We start from the raw sequence: 17,170 nt of genomic DNA, 5'->3' as shown, positions 1-17,170 counted from the left end.
AAGGAGAGAGAAAAATGACCATCAGCTTAAATGGCGCAACCCGCGTTTATTACGTGGTCGGTGACCCGATTGCGCAAGTGAAATCGCCACAAGGCGTGACTGAAATGATGCAAAACCAAGGGGTGAATGCGGCCTGTATTCCGGCGCATGTGGCACCAGCGCAGTTGGCGGCTTTTGCCGCCGGGGTGAAACAAGTGCAAAACATCGACGGCGTCATTGTGACCGTGCCGCACAAAATCGCCTACAAAGACTTGTGTGACAGCGTGTCGCCTGAAGCAGCGTTCTTGGGTTCGGTCAACACCGTGCGCAAAACCGCCAATGGCTGGCACGGCGACATGTTCGACGGTCAGGGTTTTGTCGCCGCCTTGCTCAAGCAAGGCGGGGTGTTGCAAGGCAAGAAAGTCTTGCTCGCCGGTGCCGGTGGTGCCGGTGGGGCGATTGCCTATTCCTTGGTGCAAGCAGGCGTGGCCGAATTGGCGATTTCAGAACGCGATGCGCAGCGCCGTGATGATTTGATTGTCCGTTTACAAGGCTTGGGTTTGGCCAGCATCAGCATCGGTTCTGACGATCCGACTGGCTTTGATGTGGTGTTAAACGCCACCCCAAGCGGCATGCAAGCAGGCGATGCCTTGCCGTTTCAAACCGATAAATTACAGGCCGCTATGTTTGTCGGCGATGTGATTACCGCGCCAGAAGTCACGCCTTTTATCACTGCCGGTCGCGCTTTGGGCTGCAAATCGATGATCGGTTTGGACATGTTTGCCGAAGTGCGCGATTTGATGGTGCAGTTCTTATTGCAAACTGAGGAGGCACGCGCATGAGCCGCTCCTATTCCTTGTCTTTCTTGACCGTGGCCGAAGCCAGCCCAGTGGAGGCGGTCGAAATCGCCGCCGCTTGTGGCTACGACTATGTCGGCTTGCGCATCTTGCCAGCCGCTGCCAGTGGCGAAGCCGCTTATCCTTTGTTGCACGATGAGGCCTTGCTGCGCGAAGTACAGGCCGCCTTACGCGATACTGGCGTGAAAGTGGCCGATGTCGAAATCGTGCGTTTAAAAGACAGCTACAGCAACGACGGCTTTAAGCCGTTTGTAGAACGGGCGGCGGCCTTGGGCGCGGCGCATGTGTTGGTGGCGGGCGATGATACCGACGCGGCGCGTTTGCAAGACTCGTATGCCGAGTTTTGCCAATTGGCTAGTGAATTCAATCTGACCGCAGATTTGGAATTCATGCCGTGGACGGCGGTGAAAAACCTGCGCCAAGCGCGCGCCATAGTGGAGCACAGCGGTGCATCCAATGCTGGCGTGTTGCTCGATTCGCTGCATTTTGCCCGTTCGGATTCGACCTTGGCCGAAATCGCCGCCTTGCCCAGCGACATGATTCATTACATCCAATTGTGTGATGCCTATACCAAATACGACCCCAGCGATGAGGGTTTGATTGTGGTGGCGCGCGGCGCACGTTTGTTACCGGGCAGCGGCGAATTGGATTTGCTCAGTTTTGCGCAATTGATCGACGAGGGCAAACCCATAGGCTTGGAAATTCCCAACACCGAATTGGCGCAACATTTTAAACCGCAGCAGCGCGCGCAAATGGCCATAGATCAGGCCAAGAAACTGCTCGCCACGGCCGCGGTGGGAGGTGAGTGATGGCGGCGTTGCACACATCACGTGACACCGATGTGCTCATCATCGGCTCAGGTGCCAGCGGCTTGGCCGCGGCGGTGACCGCGGCTCACTTAGGCTTGAAAGTGACGGTGATCGAGAAAACCAATGTGGTCGGCGGCACCAGTGCGTTTTCGGGCGGCTGGCTGTGGATACCGCATGCGCCGCACGCCGCCGGTCAAAACACCGGTGACTCGGATGCCGATGTGACGGCGTATTTACAGGCCGTGTGTGGTGAGCGTTTTGAAGCCAAGATGATGACGCAGTATTTGCAGCAAGCGCCGCAAATGCTGGCGTTTTTTGAGCAAAACACCGCGGTGAAGTTTTTGCCCGGCAGTGCCGTGCCCGATTTCTTCGGCGAATTGGCCGGTGCTAAAAATGGTTGGCGCTCGGTGGTGGCCGCGCCTTACGACGGCCGTGGCTTGGGCAAGAATCTGGCCATGTTGCGCCGCCCCATCTATGAAACCACGCTGTGGGGCATGGGCATCGCTTCCGGTGCCGACATGAAACACTTCTTGCACAGCTTCAAATCGTGGTCGTCGTTTTACTACGTGGGCAAACGCATCAGCAAACATGGCCGCGACTTGTTGCAATACGGTCGCAGCCAACAAATCGTCAATGGCAATGCCTTGGTCGCGCGCTTGCTGGAATCGGCCTTGCGTTTGAATGTGGCATTTGTGCTCAATGCCCGCGCCAGTGACATAGGCAATGCAGACGATGCTGGCGCGCGCACGGTGGTGTTGGACACGCCACAAGGGCAGGTCAATATTGTTGCCAAGCGCGCGGTGGTGTTGGCTGCCGGTGGTTTTCCACACGATGTGGTGCGCCAACAGCAATTGTTCCCGCATGTCCAAAACGGCACGCCACATCACTCGGCCGCACCCACCACCAATACCGGTGATGGGCTGAATCTGGGTGAGCGCTTGGGCGGCAGTGTCGACACCACTCAAGCAGCATCTGGCGCGTGGAGTCCAGTGTCTTTGGTGCCACAAGCCGACGGTTCATGGGGGCGTTTCCCGCATTTGGTCGAACGCGGCAAACCGGGTTTGATTGCGGTGCGTGCCAATGGTCAGCGCTTTACCAATGAGGGCGGCCCTTACCACGCTTTTGTCAAAGACATGTTGGCGGCGACGCCTGCGGGTGAGCGCGCGGTATCGTGGTTGATTTGTGACCACACCTTTATTCGCCGTTATGGTTTGGGCGCGGTGAAGCCGTTTCCTTTGTCCTTAAAACCGTGGCTGGCTAATGGTTATTTAAAAAGCGGCAACACCTTGGCCGAGTTGGCACACGCCTGTGGCATAGACGTGAACGGCTTTGAAACCACGCTGCGCCATTACAACGGCCATGCCGAGCGCGGCCAAGATCCTGAATTTGGTCGTGGCAGCAATCTGTACCAACGCGTGGCAGGCGATGCCAGTGTCGGTCCCAATCCGTGTGTCGCACCCATTATCAAGCCGCCGTTTTACGCGGTGGAAATCGTGCCGGGCAGTTTGGGCACCTTCGCCGGTTTGAAAACCGACCGCCACGCGCAAGTGTTGGACGACACGGGCACACCGATAAGCGGCCTGTACGCCGTGGGCAATGACATGAACAGCGTGATGGGTGGGCATTACCCCAGCGGTGGCATCACTTTGGGTCCGGGGATGACGTTTGGCTATGTCGCCGCCCGTCACATCGCAGGCAAGCAGGATTAAGGAAGCAGCATGGAACAAAAAACAGTGGATTTATTGGTCATCGGCGGCGGCGCTGCTGGCATGACCTCGGCACTTACAGGCCGCATGGAAGGCTTGGACGTGCTGTTGTGCGAAAAAGCCAAACAAGTGGGCGGCACCACTGCCACCTCTGGTGGCACCACGTGGGTGCCGGGTACGCATTTGAGCGTCAAAGCTGGTGTGCCCGATAAGGTCGAAGACGCACGCGCGTTTTTAAAAGCGGTGGTGGGCGAGCGCGGTGGCGAGCATTTGCGTGAGGCTTTTTTACGCTCTGGCCCTGAGATGGTGTCGGAATTGGATGCCAAAACCGAGGTGAAATTTGCCGCGGCCTTCGCCCATCCTGATTATGTCAAAAACCAACCGGGTGAAGCCTTTGGTGGCCGTGCTTTGGCACCCATGGCCTTTGATGCCAAGGTATTGGGCGACGATTTCGACCGCGTGTTGCCTCCGCGCCCTGAATTCATGGGCTTGGGCGGCATGATGGTCAACCGCAATGAATTGTCGGCCTTATTGCGGCCTGTAAGCTCGGTGGGCAATGTCAAAACCACGCTGCAAGTGGTGTTGCCTTATTTCAAAGACCGATTGAAATACAAGCGCGGCACGCGTTTGGTAATGGGCAATGCCTTGGTCGGACGCTTGCTCTATAGCTTGAAAAAATACCAAACCGAGATTTGGTACGAGTCGCCATTGCAAGAATTGTTGTTAGAGGATGGCCGCGTCATCGGTGCCATCATAGCCACTGCTCAAGGCAAGAAACGCGTCATCGCCCGCAAAGGTGTGGTGTTGGCAACCGGCGGGGTGGCGTGGAATGCCCAATTGCGCCAGCAATACTTCCCCATCGGCACGCGCGATTACTCGTTGGCACCGCAACTGAGCACTGGCGACGGCCTCACCAGCGGCCTCAAAGCCGGCGCCCAACTCGACAATGAAGCCCATCCGGTATTGTGGTTCCCATGTTCGACCTTCAAAAAGCCCAACGGCCAATTGGCGGTGTGGCCACACATCATCCTCGACCGTGCCAAGCCCGGCCTGATTGCGGTCACCGCCAGTGGCAAGCGCTTTGTCAACGAAACCGATTCCTACCACGATTTTTGTGTCGGCCAATTGGCCGCGCAACAAGGCAATGTCAGTACGCCGGCGTATTTGATTTGTGACGATGCGTTTATCCACAAATACGGCTTGGGTCTGATCATGCCGGGGGCGCAAAAACTCAAGTATTACCTCAAGCATGGCTATGTGGTACAGGCCGCTACGGTGCGCGAATTGGCGGGCAAAATCGGCGTGGATGCGGGCGAACTGGAACAAAGCGTCATCCGCAACAATGCTTACGCCATCACCGGCGACGATGTCGAATTTGGCCGTGGCACCGGCAAGATGAACCGCTTCAATGGCGATGCAGCCGTGCAACCGAATCCGTGTATAGGCCCGATTCTAAGCGCGCCATTTTACGCCTTGGCGGTGAAGCCGATTGATTGCGCCAGCAGCGTCGGTTTTGCTGGCGATGAGTTTGGCCGCGTCTTGAACGGGCAGGGCGAGGCGATACCCGGTTTGTACGCGTGCGGCAACGACTTGGCGTCGATATTCAAAGGCACTTACCCCGGCCCCGGCACCACCATAGGCCCCGGCATGGTCTTCGGTTGGCGCATTGCCAAACATGCGGCAGGCAAACTGGCGCATGAAAGCGGCCTGTAAGCCTTGAGACCTTATCCATTTGAACACTGAAACCTTTAAACAAGGAAAAACACATGCATTATTATGAATTGGCCACTTTAGACATCCACATGGGCAAAGCCGCTGATGTGGCCGCGGGCATAGAAAAATTCGTCGCCGAAGCCGTTACAGGCCGCTTATTGGGCGTGTGGTTCAGCGACATCGGCGCTTTGAACCAAGTATTGGTCTTGCGCGAATTCAAGACTTTGGAAGAGTTGCAGCAAGAACGTGCGCGTTTTGCGCAAGCGCCGAATCCATTTTATGCGCAAGAGTGGTTGGAACACGTCAGCGTCGATTCTTACCAAGGTTTCCCATTCTTGCCAGAAGTGGAAACCGGTGCGTTTGGCCCTGTGTATGAAATCCGCACTTACCACATGAAACATGGCGGTTTGCCACACGTGCACGCGGCGTGGGAAGTGGCTGTGCCAGCGCGTACTGAGTTGTCGAAATTGACGGTGGTGATGAGCAGCTTGGATGGCGAGCCGCGCATCGTTAACATTTGGCCGTATGAGTCGGTGAACCAACGCAGCCAAGTGCGCGCCGATGCGGTGGCACAAGGCATTTGGCCGCCAAAAGGTGGCCCACAATGGTTGACCAACGACATGGAATCGCTGATGGCGCTGCCAACCAAAATCTCACCGTTGCAATAAATTTATTGCTCCGCATCAAAAAGACCGTGCTTGGCACGGTCTTTTTTTTGTCGTATTTGCGCGATTAGCGTAATGAGATGACGTACATCGCGCACATGGGGGGCACACCCCATTCTCAGCCCACCCGATAGCCCCTACTCTAGCCGCACTTACCCCAATAAGCAAAAACAATTTCAGCAAGGAGAGGGCAATGTCCAGTCAAAACAAAAGTTTAAATGTCGACGCTGTGTGCGATTTGGTCGTGGTGGGTTCCGGTGCCGGTGGTTTGTCTACCGCGATTACCGCGACCAAACGCGGCCTGAAAGTCATCGTGGTGGAAAAAGAAGCGGTTTATGGCGGCACGACCGCGTTTTCAGGTGGTGTGTTGTGGGTACCCAATAACCCTTATGCCAAAAAGCAAGGCATACAAGACAGCCGTGAAGAAGCGATGAAGTATTTGCAAAATGAAGCCGGTGAGCATTTTGATGCCGAATCTGCGGCGGTATTTTTCGACAATGGCCCGAAAATGGTCGAGTTTTTCGAGCGCGAAACCACGGTGAAATTCGTGCCGACTTTGTACCCAGATTACCATCCTGATGTGGATGGCGGCGTGGATATTGGTCGTTCGATTTTGGCGGCACCGTTTGACATCCGCGAATTGGGCGATGAAATGTCACGCCTGCGCCCACCGCTAAAAACCATTACCTTCATCGGCATGATGTTCAATTCTTCCAATGCTGACTTGAAACATTTCTTCCAAGTGACCAAATCGCCGGTGTCGTTCGTGTACGTGGCCAAACGTTTGGGCATACACCTGAAAGAATTGGCCTTGTACAAACGCGGCACCAACGTGACTTCCGGCAATGCCTTGGCCGCCCGTTTGGCCAAATCGGCGTTTGACTTGAACATCCCTATTTTCACTGAAACCGCTGCCAAAGAGTTGTTGGTTGAAGACGGCCGCGTGGTCGGTTTGCAAGTGAAAGCTGCCGATGGCAGCTTGCGCAACATCCATGCCAAACACGGTGTGGTACTGGCCAGTGGTGGCTTCTCGCACGACCGTGCCCGTTTGAAAAAAATGTACCCACATTTGGCCAACGGCGGCGAACATTTCTCACCAGTGCCCACAGGCAATACTGGCGATGGTGCACGTTTGGCCGAAAGCGTGGGCGCCACAGTGAGCAGCGATTACGCCGACAATTCAGCATGGATGCCAGTTTCGCGTGTACCGATGAAAGGTGGCGAGTTTGGCGTGTTCCCGCATTTGCTCGACCGCTACAAACCCGGTGTGATAGGCGTATTGAAAAATGGTCAGCGCTTTTGCAATGAATCGAATTCTTACCACGATGTCGGTGCGGCTTTGTGGCGTGCTTGCGAAGGCGAAAAAGAAACCGCGATGTGGTTGGTGTGCGATGGCAAGACTTTGGCCAAATATGGCTTGGGCTATGTGAAACCCGCACCGTTGCCACACGGCAAACTCATCAAACAAGGCTATTTGTTCAAAGGCGCGAGCTTGGACGAATTGGCACAAAAAACCGGCATAGATGCACAAGGTTTGCGTGACACCATTGCTGAATACAATTTGCACGCGGTGCATGGCGAAGACCCTGAATACGGCCGTGGCTCAACTGCGTTTAACCGCTATTTGGCCGACCCAGAACACCAACCGAATCCTTGCGTGGCCCCAGTGGCACAAGGTCCGTTTTACGCGGTGAAGGTGTATATGGGCGATTTGGGCACGTTTAACGGCATCGAAACCACGCCTGTGGGCGAAGTCTTGGGCGCGGACAAGCAAGCGATTGCCGGCCTGTACAGCGTCGGTAACGACCGTAAGAGCGTGATGGGTGGCAACTACCCTGGCGCCGGCATCACCTTAGGCCCGATCATGACTTACGGCTATGTCACTGCCAATGTGATTGCCGATAAAGCACAAGTACAAGAATTACAGGCCGCATCTGCTGCCGTTTGAATCCCTACCAGAGAACACACATGAATGAACAAGATTATCCAATCGTGGATTTGCGCTTTTACAGCATCGCGCCGCGCGGTATGGCGGAATTTTTACAACACTTCAACGAATTGGCCATGCCTTTGTTGATGAAGCACTTGGGCACGCCGGTGGGCTTTTACACCACCACCATCGGCACTTTGAACCAATTTGTGCACATTTGGGAGTACGAAAGCTTGGCCGATTATGAGCGCCGCAGTAATGCGCGCGATGCTGATCCGGAGTTTGCGACCTATTTGCAAGCGACCAAAGGCTTGGTGGTGGCACAACACAATCAAATCATTAAAAAAGTGGCGATGAACACGACCACGGTATAAATCCAGCATCATGGAGAGAAAAGAAACATGAATAACAATAATGTCATAGACGTACGTGAGGTCATCAATGGCCCCAAAATCAGCGGTTTTCAAAAGCTGGTGGTGTTTTTCTGCTTTGCCATCATCGCCATAGACGGTTTTGATGTGGTGGTGATGGGCTTGGCTGCGCCGCAAATCATGCAAGAGTGGGGCGTGACCGCCAAAGACTTGGGCCCTGTGTTGAGCGCGGCTTTGTTTGGTTTGTCCATCGGTGCTTTGGTGGCCGGTCCCTTGGCCGACAAGTTTGGTCGCAAAAAAGTGTTGGTGGCGAGTGTGTTTTTCTTCGGCGTCTTCACTGTGGTTACAGCGTTTTCGCAAGACTTGACCCATTTGGTGATTTACCGCTTCTTGACCGGTTTGGGTTTGGGTGCGGCCGCGCCGAATGCAGCGACTTTGTCATCTGAATACGCACCCGTGCGTCGGCGCGCGTTTTTTGTGACTTTGGCGTATTGCGGCTTTTCTCTGGGCGCTGCTGCCGGTGGTTTTGTAGCGGCATGGATGATACCGGCGTTTGGCTGGCGCAGTGTGATTTTGTTGGGCGGCGTGTTGCCATTGGTTTTGTTGCCGTTTATGTTGTGGCGCATGCCCGAATCGTTGGCGGTCATGGTGGCCAAAAATGCCCCGCAAGCCAAAATTCGCGCCATCATCAACCGCATCAGCCCCAATTCTGCCAATGAGCACAGCCGTTTTGTTGCGGGTGAAACCGCCGCCAAACAGCAAAGTGCCTTGGCCTTGGTGGTGTCTAAGCCGTATTTCTTGGGCACGATGATGTTGTGGATGGCGTATTTCACGGTGTTGTTCTTGATTTATCTGTGCAGCAGTTGGTTGCCAACCATCATCAAGATGAATGATTTCAGCATCTCACAAGCGGCAACGGTGACATCGGTGTTCCAAATCGGTGGGCCTTTGGGTTGTCTGTTTTTTGGTTGGGCGATGGACAAATTCAAGCCGCACAAGGTGTTGGCCATTGCGATGTTTGTCGGTGCGCTTGCGACTTATGCCTTGGGTCAGTTTGGGCACAATTTGCTGTTGTTGTCGGTGTGCGCATGGATTTTGGGTTTTTGTTTCAATGGCGGCTCGGTCGGCATGTCGGCCTTGGCCACCAATTTCTACCCCACCCAAGCGCGTGCCACCGGTGCCAGTTGGATGAATGGCATCGGCCGTTTCGGCGCGATTTTGAGCGCGTTTGCCGGTGCGCACATGATCAGCCAAGGCTACAGCTTGCAAACCATGTTCAGCCTGTTGGTGATTCCAGCGGTGTTGGCCGGCTTGGCGGTGTTGGTGAAAGGCATAAAGGCGCGTGAAGTCAGCCCACCGACTTTGCAGTCTGGCCAAAAAACCTCGTTGCATTCTTAAGTACTGTTCTATCCAACCATGTCAGTTCGCTGCCATGGTTTTTTTGTCTTTACAGGCCGCTTGTGCATGGTATGCGGCCTGTAAACCATCAATACTCGCCATGTGGCCATCTAAGCAGAGGGCTTGAGCAATGTGAACCTATCGGCATACATGGCCTAGGCACACAGCAAAATCGACAAGATGAGAATCAGACTGGCAGTGACGGCACAGGATTTGAATGGCGAACGGGTGACGCCTGTGTCTGAAAATGAAATAATGGGTACCTGCCGTTTGTCCTCTGTGTTCTCCACTTACTGCGTTTTGAAAGCCAACCATGTGGCAATCCTTGCTTGAAGCAACCCAATTTTCCCTGTCTGTGACCTTACCGAATTTATTGTTATTGTTGTTGGGGCTGTGGCTGCGCTTTCGCCGTCAAGTTGACAATGCGTTTTGCGCCCAAGCATCGAATTTGGTGTTCAATTGGTCGCTGCCCTTGTTGATGTTTTTCAGCATCGTCGCCTCCGACGCCGATTACCGTGCCCAAGTCGATATGGTGGTGGCCGGCGCACTGTGTGCCTTGGTATTGTTCTTCGGCTCAGAATGGGTGGCGACCAAAATCATCCCCGAGGTGCGCGACCGCGGCGTGTTTGTACAGGGCGTGTACCGCGCCAATACTGGCATCGTCGGCTTGGCGTTCTGCGCCAATGCTTATGGCGCCGAAGGAATTGCCGTGGGCGCGGTGATGACGGGCGCGATGACGTTTCTCTACAATGTGTTGGCGGTGATTACGCTGACGCGCTCGCTCAATCCGGGCAAGCAAATTCCGTGGCTGACCATGCTCAAACAAATGGCCAAAAATCCGCTCATCATCTCGATTGTGGTCGCCATCGTGTGGAAAGCCTTGGCCATTCCGCTGCATCCGGTGTTTGACCAAACTGGCCACTTCTTGGCGGCGATGGCTTTGCCCTTGGCCTTAATCTGCGCGGGCGCGGCGTTTGATTTGAAATCGGTGCTGAAAGTCAGCGGTGTGTCGCAATGGTCTAGCGTTGGCCGCTTGTTGGTAGCGCCGCTGGTCGCCGTCATCATCGGCAAGGCCATGGGTTTGGAAGGCATACAGTTTGGGGTGTTGTTTATGATGAGCGCCACACCCGTGGCCGCCGCCAGTTATGTGATGGTCAAAGCGATGGGCGGCAATGATGTCGCCGCCGCCAATATCGTCGGCATCACCACGTTTGGCGCGATGTTTGTGGCATCCTTGGGTTTGGGACTGATGAAACCGTTGGGGTGGTTGTAGATTTTAAGGTGCTTTAACAGCTGGCAATAGCGTGTTAAACAAGGTTTAAAACACTCTATCGTTTTAGAGATATAAACAAGCGGCCTGTAAACCCTGATTGGGGTTTACAGGCCGCTTGTTTGCATTTCAAATCGCAAACACACATGCACTCAAAAAATACTGTGTCCAACTGTTGCGAGGCAGTGTGGGCGGCCTGTAAGCTGTGATAGTGCATGATGCCGACATGAAATAAACTGATTTGCCATCGTGTGCACATCGCGGGTACAGATTTGCACCCGCATTGATTCTCACAACTCACTCACCACCGCCGCTGGCATGGAGCGATTTTGAATACCTTGATGTACTTGGCTTGCATGTTGATTTGGGGTTTGAATTTCATTGCCGTGAAGATACAAGGCACGGCCAATCCGTTAGAGGTGTCGCTGCTATACCGCTCGGCGATTGCGTTTGTGCTGTTTTTTGTGCTGTATTGGCTGAAAATACGGCCGCAACAGCAAGCCATGCCGCGCAAGTTATTGGGCACGGTGATGGGCTTTGGCCTGTGCAGTTTTGCCCTCAGTTATTTGCTGTTGTATTACGCGACCATTTACAGCAGCGCGGCGATGGTGACGCTGATTTTTTCACTGAAGGTGATGGTGACGCCGCTGATGATAGGTAAGGCGTTCAAAATACCCATCAGCCCGCGCGTCTATCTTGGTGGTGTGTTTGGCATCGTCGGCGTGGCGGTGATTGTGTTGCCCAATTTGCATGCGCTGTCGCACAGCTTTCTGATTGGCTTGGGCTTTGCCATCGCCGGCACTTTGGTCACGGCAATCGGTGACACGCTGTCGTATTACAATAACCAACACCATGTCGAACCGATTACCGCCAATTCCATCGGCATGCTCACCGCCTTGGTCGCCATCGCCATGCTGACCTTGGTGATGGGCAAGCCTCTGCATTTTCCGGCCTCGCTGCATTATTGGGCCGGCTTGCTGTATTTGGCCTTGCTCGGCTCGTTTGCGGCATGGTTGATGTATGTGTATTTGATACGCAGCATAGGCGTGGTCAAAGGCAGTTATATGGTGGCTTTGTTTCCGGCCATCGGTGGCACTGCCAGTGTGTTATTGGGCGAAACGCCGTTGAGCCTGAACTTGGTGGTGGGCATAGGCTTGGCGATGGTGGGGGCGATGATCGCCTTATTGAAACGTGCTTAATGCTTATTCCCAGTCCAAATAATCGATTAAGACCGCAAAGCCTAACGATACGGTCACCAATATCCACAAAGCAATGGCGGCCATTTTCAAGTCGCTGCCGCCCAATTGACGCAAGATGCTCAAGCGGTCGCTGGCAGCATCCTCATCGTAGCGAAACACCAACCAATCGGTGCAGACGCTGTAAATAAGGTAGAGCAATGCGACCCAGCCATAACTGCCCATGTTTTGCCTCCATCAGCTTTTATGGCGCCATCTTAAGCCATGTGCTCCGCCGCCGTGCTGTCTGGCATCAAACTCATTACTCAGCAGCATACATGTGAGACACAGCTACAGATGCGGCCTGTAAACATTTCACACCTAGCTTAAAACCGCCATGCCAACAGATGGCTGCGCTTTTGTCCTTGCGCCATGGGCACGATTTTAACCTCGCTGGCTTTTAACTGACGCAACAGCGCTTGCAGCTTGGGCAGGTGGTCTTGGTTCGATACCAACGAGGTAAACCAACCGACTTGCGCCGCGTACAGGCCGCTTTCGGTGATTAAACGGCGCAAAAACGCCCATTCGCCGCCATCACACCACAATTCCGCTTGTTGGCCACCAAAATTGCGCACGCTCGAAGCCTTGGCACCTTTAAGATTGCGCCATTTACGCGCCGCTTGTTTGTTGGCCTCATCGGCGGATTTGAAAAACGGTGGATTGCACAGCGTGAGGTCGAAATACTCGCCCGCCTGTATCACGCCGCTGAAGGTCTTGCTGGCGTCTGCGTGCAAACGCACTTCGGTGCCGGCCAAATTGGCATTGGCGGCGATGATTTTATTGGCATTGGCGATGGCGGCGCTGCTGATGTCGCTGCCAACCACTTGCCAGCCCAAGGCGCGGGTGGCGATGATGGGGTAAATCAGATTCGCGCCTGTGCCTATGTCCAAGACGCGTATCACTTGCGGAGCGTTTACAGGCCGCTGATAGGGCAGCTGGAGCAAATCGGCGGCATGGTGCACATAATCGGCACGTCCCGGTATTGGTGGGCACAAAAAGCCTTGTGGCAGCGACCAATGTGCTATGCCGTAAAACTGCTTGAGTAAGGCTTGGTTCAAACACAACACCGCTTTGGCATTGCTAAAGTCTATGCTGGTGTCGCCGGCTGGCGTGGTGATGAAAAAGCCTTGCAAAGCGGGCACGGCCGCGGCCAAGGCGGCCAAATCGTAGCGACCGTGGTGGGGATTGTTCGGATGCAAACGGCTAGGCGCGGCTGTGGCCGCCTGAGTTGGCTGGTTGGCGGCAGGCTGAGCCGGTTTGCGAGAGCGGGGTGTCGATGGTTTCATGCGGGTGCGCTAAAAGAATGAACGCTGATTTTAACATGCGCAGACAGCGGGAGTGTGTTGATGCGATGGTGGTGTGCTCACCGTTGGTCACGCACGATTTACAGGCCGCTTGGGCTTGGGCACAATGTGTTGCCATTAAAATCAATCCTTAAGGCAATGTGATGACGGCAATGGATGCGGTGTGGATGGTGGTGGTGACGCTGGTGGCCATACTGTTGCAGCAATATTTGCTCAGCCGCAGTGTCAGGGCCGCCCCGCAGCAGCGCAATGTGGTGCGCATGTCGCCGTTGTTAAGACATGTGGCGCAAACAATGGTGGGCATGGCGGTGGCGATGATGGTGTTTGCCGCCTACAAATACCAAGGCATGCTGCGTTTGGCACCATTGCTGTGTGCGCTGATAGTGGGCGGTTTGGGCGCGGCCATTTTGTGGGTGGGCAAGCGCTGGTATGTGGCGGTGGCGCCCACTTATGTGCAATACCACCGTGGCATCGGCCAAGCGCGGCAAATCGTTTTTAGCGACATCGCTGCCTTGCAAGACAAAACCATCAATGGCATGCCACACCTGCGTGTTAAGGCGCGCAATGGTTGGCGCGTGGATGTGCCGCTGCAAGCCTTGGATGCACGCCCGTTGCTGGCATGGCAGGTGTTTGTACGCACTTATCAGCGCGCCCCAACGGCGGAAGAGTGGGCGCAATGTCTGTATGAGATGCAGCGTCAGCCTATTGCCCATTGATGCTGTGTATTGAGAGGCGGCCTGTAAAGCGTTTACAGGCCGCTTGCATCTGCAAGTTGCAATTTTTCAATTTAAGTAAGCTCGCTTGTCAATTTAAAGCATCCTCTCTAAGATAAGCGCACGTCTTATTATTCAAATGCTTGAGTCCAACCATGAGCCAAGAAAACCGCTTCCAAGTCAATCTCGCTGGCATGATTGATATTTTGTCCAACCATTTGTACAGCGACCAAAACGTGTATGTGCGCGAATTATTGCAAAACGGCACCGATGCCATTCGTGCGCGGCGTCTGTGGGATGCGGATTTTGACGCTGGCGAAATCGAGGTGGCCTTGCTGCAAGATAAGGCTACGGGCAGCAAAACCTTGTGCTTTGCCGACAATGGCATCGGTTTGACTGCCGACGAAATCGAGGTGTTTTTGGCCACCATCGCCAGCTCGTCCAAAGGCGAGAAAAACTTTGGCGACAGCGCCGAGCAAAGCTTTATTGGCCGCTTTGGCATAGGCTTGTTGTCATGTTTTGTCGTCACCACTGAGATACGTTTAATCACCCATTCGGCCAAAACAGGCACGGTATTGGAATGGCGCGGCAATGGCGATGGCACTTATGCCATCAATGAGTTGCCACTGAGTGAGCGGCCTGAAGTCGGTACCACCGTGTATTTGAGCTATCAAAACGACATCGCCACCACAGATTTCGCCGAGTTACACGAGAACTTGCGCGAGTATTTGTTTCAATACGGTGCGTGTTTGGAAGTGCCGATTTACCTGCTAGATGGGCGCAAACGCCTGTGGATTAATGAGCGTAGCAATGGCGTGGGCAGCTTGGCCGATTTACACGCCTTAAGCCGCGCCCAAGTGTTGCAATTGGGGCGCAGCTTGCTCGGCGACGACATGCGGCTGCAAGACTATTTTATTTTAAGCAATGAAACTGGCAACACGTTTGCGGTGGCGTATGTGATTCCGTTTGCGGTGAGCACGCATGCGCGCCGGTTGCACCGCGCCTATTTGAACCGCATGTTTGTCAGCGATGAGGTTGAAGCGGTGATGCCGGAGTGGGCGTTTTTTACCCAAACAGTGATTTGGACGCAAGAATTACAACCGGTGGCGTCGCGCGAGGCGTTTTACCACAACGAGGCTTTGGAGCGTGTCAGCCAAGCATTGGGCGCGTCGCTGAAGCAGCAAATCAAGGCCATGCCGGAAAAGCAATTGCAACGCCTGCTCAATACCCATTATTTGGCCTTCAAAGCTTTGGCCTGTGAAGACCGCGACTTGCTGCAATTCATTTATCCACACCTGAGTTTCCGTACCTTGAATGGCGAGGAAACACTGCAAACGCTGTTGTCGCAATCGGATGTGATTTACTACACCCACAGTGTCGATGAATTCCGTCAAATCGCCGATGTGGTGCGGGCGCAGCAAGTGCCGTTGGTGAACGGTGGCTATGCTTACGATGCCCCTATTCTGAAGCGTTTGAACGAGGTATTGGGGCGTGAGGTGTTCAAATTGTTCCAAGCCGAGGACGTGGAATTCGCGTTCCAACCGCTGTTTGCCGAGGAAGAACGCGCGTTTGCCACTTTATTAAGCGGCCTGAACACGCGCATGGCTGCTTACCAAGTGCAAGTGGTGTTGAATTACTTCAGCCCGCACAACATCCCCATGCTTTACATCAGCAGCCAGCAAACCCAAGCCGAGCGCGAGTTGGAGCGTGTGGCCGAAGCCAGCAATGATTTGTTTGGTGATATCTTGGGCAGCTTGCAAGCCGAAGAGGAAAGCGTGCCTTTGGCGCAGCTGTATTTGAATTTTCACAATGAGGTGGTGCAATCGGTGTTTTGCTCTGGCAAGAGCGAGGCCACCATCGCCAGCGTGGTCGAGGTGTTGTATGTGCAAGCCTTGCTGATGGGGCATTATCCGTTGAAACAAGATGAGGTCAAGCTGATGAACCAAGGCTTGTTGCAGATTATTAAGGCGATGAAATAAACCCAAGAATTTGAGGCGGCCTGTAAACATGGACACAGGCGCCACGTCACATTGAATGTGATTCAATCCCCATACGATGACAGCCAGAAGGAGCGGTACATGGATGCTTATGATTACATGGATGAAGCCTATGAAGTGGGCGAAAAAAGCGTTGAAGGCGTGCGCTTAATCGAGCAAGCGATTAAGGTGGCCGATGCCGAAAACGATGTCGAGGCCGGCTATGAGGCGCGCGACATGTTGATGGACGCCACTTACGATTTGGGCATGCCCAAAAAGCAATTGCTGGCGTTTGCATGGATGATTAAGCAGTTTGAAGCCGAGGAAATCTACATAGACGAAGACGATTTGATGTGGAAATACAAATGGGTGGCCTTGAGCATCATTGATTTTCCGGAGATATCCAAGGCGCAAATCGACCATCTGCTCGACGACATGAAGCAAAAATACGTTGGCTTTCAGTTTTCTTTGAAACCATATTACAAAATTCGCACCATGATTGCGATGAGCATGGGCGAGCCTGAGGAGGTGACGCGTTTGCGTGCCGAATGGCAGGCAGCGAAAAAAGACCACATGAACGACTGCATTGCTTGCGAAACCAATGACGAGGTGTATTTCCAGTTTTACCATGGCGACTACCAAAAAGCGGTGGATAAGGCCAAGGCCTTGATTTCGGGCAAGCAAAAATGCGATGAGGTGCCGCACCTGACCAATGGTGTGTTGGCCTTGGCATTTTGGCAATTGGGCGACGCAGAAGCAGCGGCGGAACGGTTTAAAAAAGGCTATAAATTAACCAAGGGCAAGGCCGAATTTTTAAATGCCAATGCCGATTTCGTGCAGTATTTGACCGCCAGCGAGCAATGGCAAGAAGCCGAAAAAGTGGCCAAGGCCGAGCTCAAAGTCTTGCCCGAAAGCGAAAACAAATTCCGCCAATTTCGCTTGTGGGCGGCGGTAGCGGTATTGTTACAGGCCGCTCAAAAACACGGCGTCAGCATAGATGTGGGCATGGCGGCGGCAGACGTTAAGCAACAAGCCGAGCAAGCGGCGGCGGCTTTCGATGGCAGAAATGGCAATCGCTATTACCAACAGCAATTGGCAGCACAATTGGCACCGTATGCTTGAATGTGCATGTGTTTGAGATGGTAAATACAAGCGGCCTGTAAACTTTACAGGCCGCTTGTTTGTGTGTTGCTCGGCCTATGATATTGCAGCAGCAAGATGCATCTGATTGGTATTGTAGTCGC

At 54.0% G+C, this 17,170-nt stretch carries 15 protein-coding genes; 13 read left to right on the top strand and 2 right to left on the bottom strand.

What is annotated here, in order from left to right:
• Positions 1 to 14 precede the first annotated feature (14 nt).
• The 10 genes from BN3003_RS10785 (at position 15) to BN3003_RS10740 (ending at position 11,897) form a co-directional block, all read left to right on the top strand.
• Entirely contained in the window at positions 15 to 821 is an 807-nt protein-coding gene (locus BN3003_RS10785; protein WP_058356660.1) for a shikimate dehydrogenase family protein, read from the top strand.
• Positions 818 to 1,645, top strand: coding sequence for a sugar phosphate isomerase/epimerase family protein (locus BN3003_RS10780; RefSeq protein ID WP_058356659.1), 828 nt, complete (start codon positions 818 to 820; stop codon positions 1,643 to 1,645). The genes BN3003_RS10785 and BN3003_RS10780 overlap by 4 nt, the downstream gene beginning before the upstream one ends.
• Positions 1,645 to 3,354, top strand: a complete 1,710-nt coding sequence (locus tag BN3003_RS10775) for an FAD-dependent oxidoreductase (RefSeq protein ID WP_058356658.1) — start codon at positions 1,645 to 1,647, stop codon at positions 3,352 to 3,354. Before BN3003_RS10780 ends, BN3003_RS10775 begins: the two co-directional genes overlap by 1 nt.
• A 9-nt stretch (positions 3,355 to 3,363) precedes the next feature.
• Positions 3,364 to 5,064 (top strand): FAD-binding protein, encoded by a 1,701-nt coding sequence (locus tag BN3003_RS10770; protein ID WP_058356657.1) that lies wholly within the window; start codon positions 3,364 to 3,366, stop codon positions 5,062 to 5,064.
• 53 nt (positions 5,065 to 5,117) lie between these two features.
• The gene (locus tag BN3003_RS10765) at positions 5,118 to 5,732 is read left to right on the top strand and encodes an NIPSNAP family protein (protein WP_058356656.1); all 615 of its coding nucleotides are present in this window, start codon (positions 5,118 to 5,120) and stop codon (positions 5,730 to 5,732) included.
• A gap of 190 nt (positions 5,733 to 5,922) precedes the next feature.
• The gene (locus BN3003_RS10760; RefSeq protein ID WP_058356655.1) at positions 5,923 to 7,677 is read left to right on the top strand and encodes an FAD-dependent oxidoreductase; all 1,755 of its coding nucleotides are present in this window, start codon (positions 5,923 to 5,925) and stop codon (positions 7,675 to 7,677) included.
• A gap of 20 nt (positions 7,678 to 7,697) precedes the next feature.
• Positions 7,698 to 8,033 carry an NIPSNAP family protein gene (locus tag BN3003_RS10755; RefSeq protein WP_058356654.1) on the top strand — a complete coding sequence of 112 codons (336 nt, stop codon included), beginning with the start codon at positions 7,698 to 7,700 and terminating at the stop codon, positions 8,031 to 8,033.
• A gap of 27 nt (positions 8,034 to 8,060) precedes the next feature.
• Positions 8,061 to 9,428: an MFS transporter gene (locus BN3003_RS10750; protein ID WP_058356653.1), complete on the top strand. Its 1,368-nt coding sequence runs from the start codon at positions 8,061 to 8,063 to the stop codon at positions 9,426 to 9,428.
• Between the two features lie 313 nt (positions 9,429 to 9,741).
• Positions 9,742 to 10,701, top strand: a complete 960-nt coding sequence (locus BN3003_RS10745; protein WP_058356652.1) for an AEC family transporter — start codon at positions 9,742 to 9,744, stop codon at positions 10,699 to 10,701.
• A 326-nt stretch (positions 10,702 to 11,027) separates the two neighbouring features.
• Entirely contained in the window at positions 11,028 to 11,897 is an 870-nt protein-coding gene (locus BN3003_RS10740) for a DMT family transporter (protein WP_058356651.1), read from the top strand.
• A 3-nt stretch (positions 11,898 to 11,900) separates the two neighbouring features.
• Here BN3003_RS10740 and BN3003_RS10735 read toward each other — a convergent pair whose 3' ends face one another.
• Together BN3003_RS10735 and rlmF are read right to left on the bottom strand one after the other, a co-directional pair.
• Positions 11,901 to 12,119, bottom strand: a complete 219-nt coding sequence (locus tag BN3003_RS10735) for a hypothetical protein (RefSeq protein ID WP_058356650.1) — start codon at positions 12,117 to 12,119, stop codon at positions 11,901 to 11,903.
• A 140-nt stretch (positions 12,120 to 12,259) separates the two neighbouring features.
• Entirely contained in the window at positions 12,260 to 13,219 is a 960-nt protein-coding gene (rlmF, locus tag BN3003_RS10730; RefSeq protein WP_058356649.1) for a 23S rRNA (adenine(1618)-N(6))-methyltransferase RlmF, read from the bottom strand.
• A gap of 161 nt (positions 13,220 to 13,380) precedes the next feature.
• Between rlmF and BN3003_RS10725 the strand changes: the two genes are divergently transcribed.
• The 3 genes from BN3003_RS10725 to BN3003_RS10715 all read left to right on the top strand — a co-directional run bounded on the left by BN3003_RS10725 (position 13,381) and on the right by BN3003_RS10715 (position 17,048).
• On the top strand, positions 13,381 to 13,953 hold the full coding sequence (locus BN3003_RS10725) for a hypothetical protein (RefSeq protein WP_058356648.1): 573 nt from the start codon (positions 13,381 to 13,383) through the stop codon (positions 13,951 to 13,953).
• 152 nt (positions 13,954 to 14,105) lie between these two features.
• Positions 14,106 to 15,929, top strand: a complete 1,824-nt coding sequence (locus tag BN3003_RS10720; protein ID WP_058356647.1) for an HSP90 family protein — start codon at positions 14,106 to 14,108, stop codon at positions 15,927 to 15,929.
• A 99-nt stretch (positions 15,930 to 16,028) separates the two neighbouring features.
• Positions 16,029 to 17,048, top strand: coding sequence for a hypothetical protein (locus tag BN3003_RS10715; protein ID WP_058356646.1), 1,020 nt, complete (start codon positions 16,029 to 16,031; stop codon positions 17,046 to 17,048).
• Positions 17,049 to 17,170: the final 122 nt, after the last annotated feature.

The sequence above is a fragment of the Vitreoscilla massiliensis genome (assembly GCF_001457815.1).
Classification (GTDB): domain Bacteria; phylum Pseudomonadota; class Gammaproteobacteria; order Burkholderiales; family Neisseriaceae; genus Vitreoscilla; species Vitreoscilla massiliensis.
The sequence above is the reverse complement of the archived record's forward strand: the minus strand, read 5'-3'. Positions and strand labels throughout refer to the sequence as shown.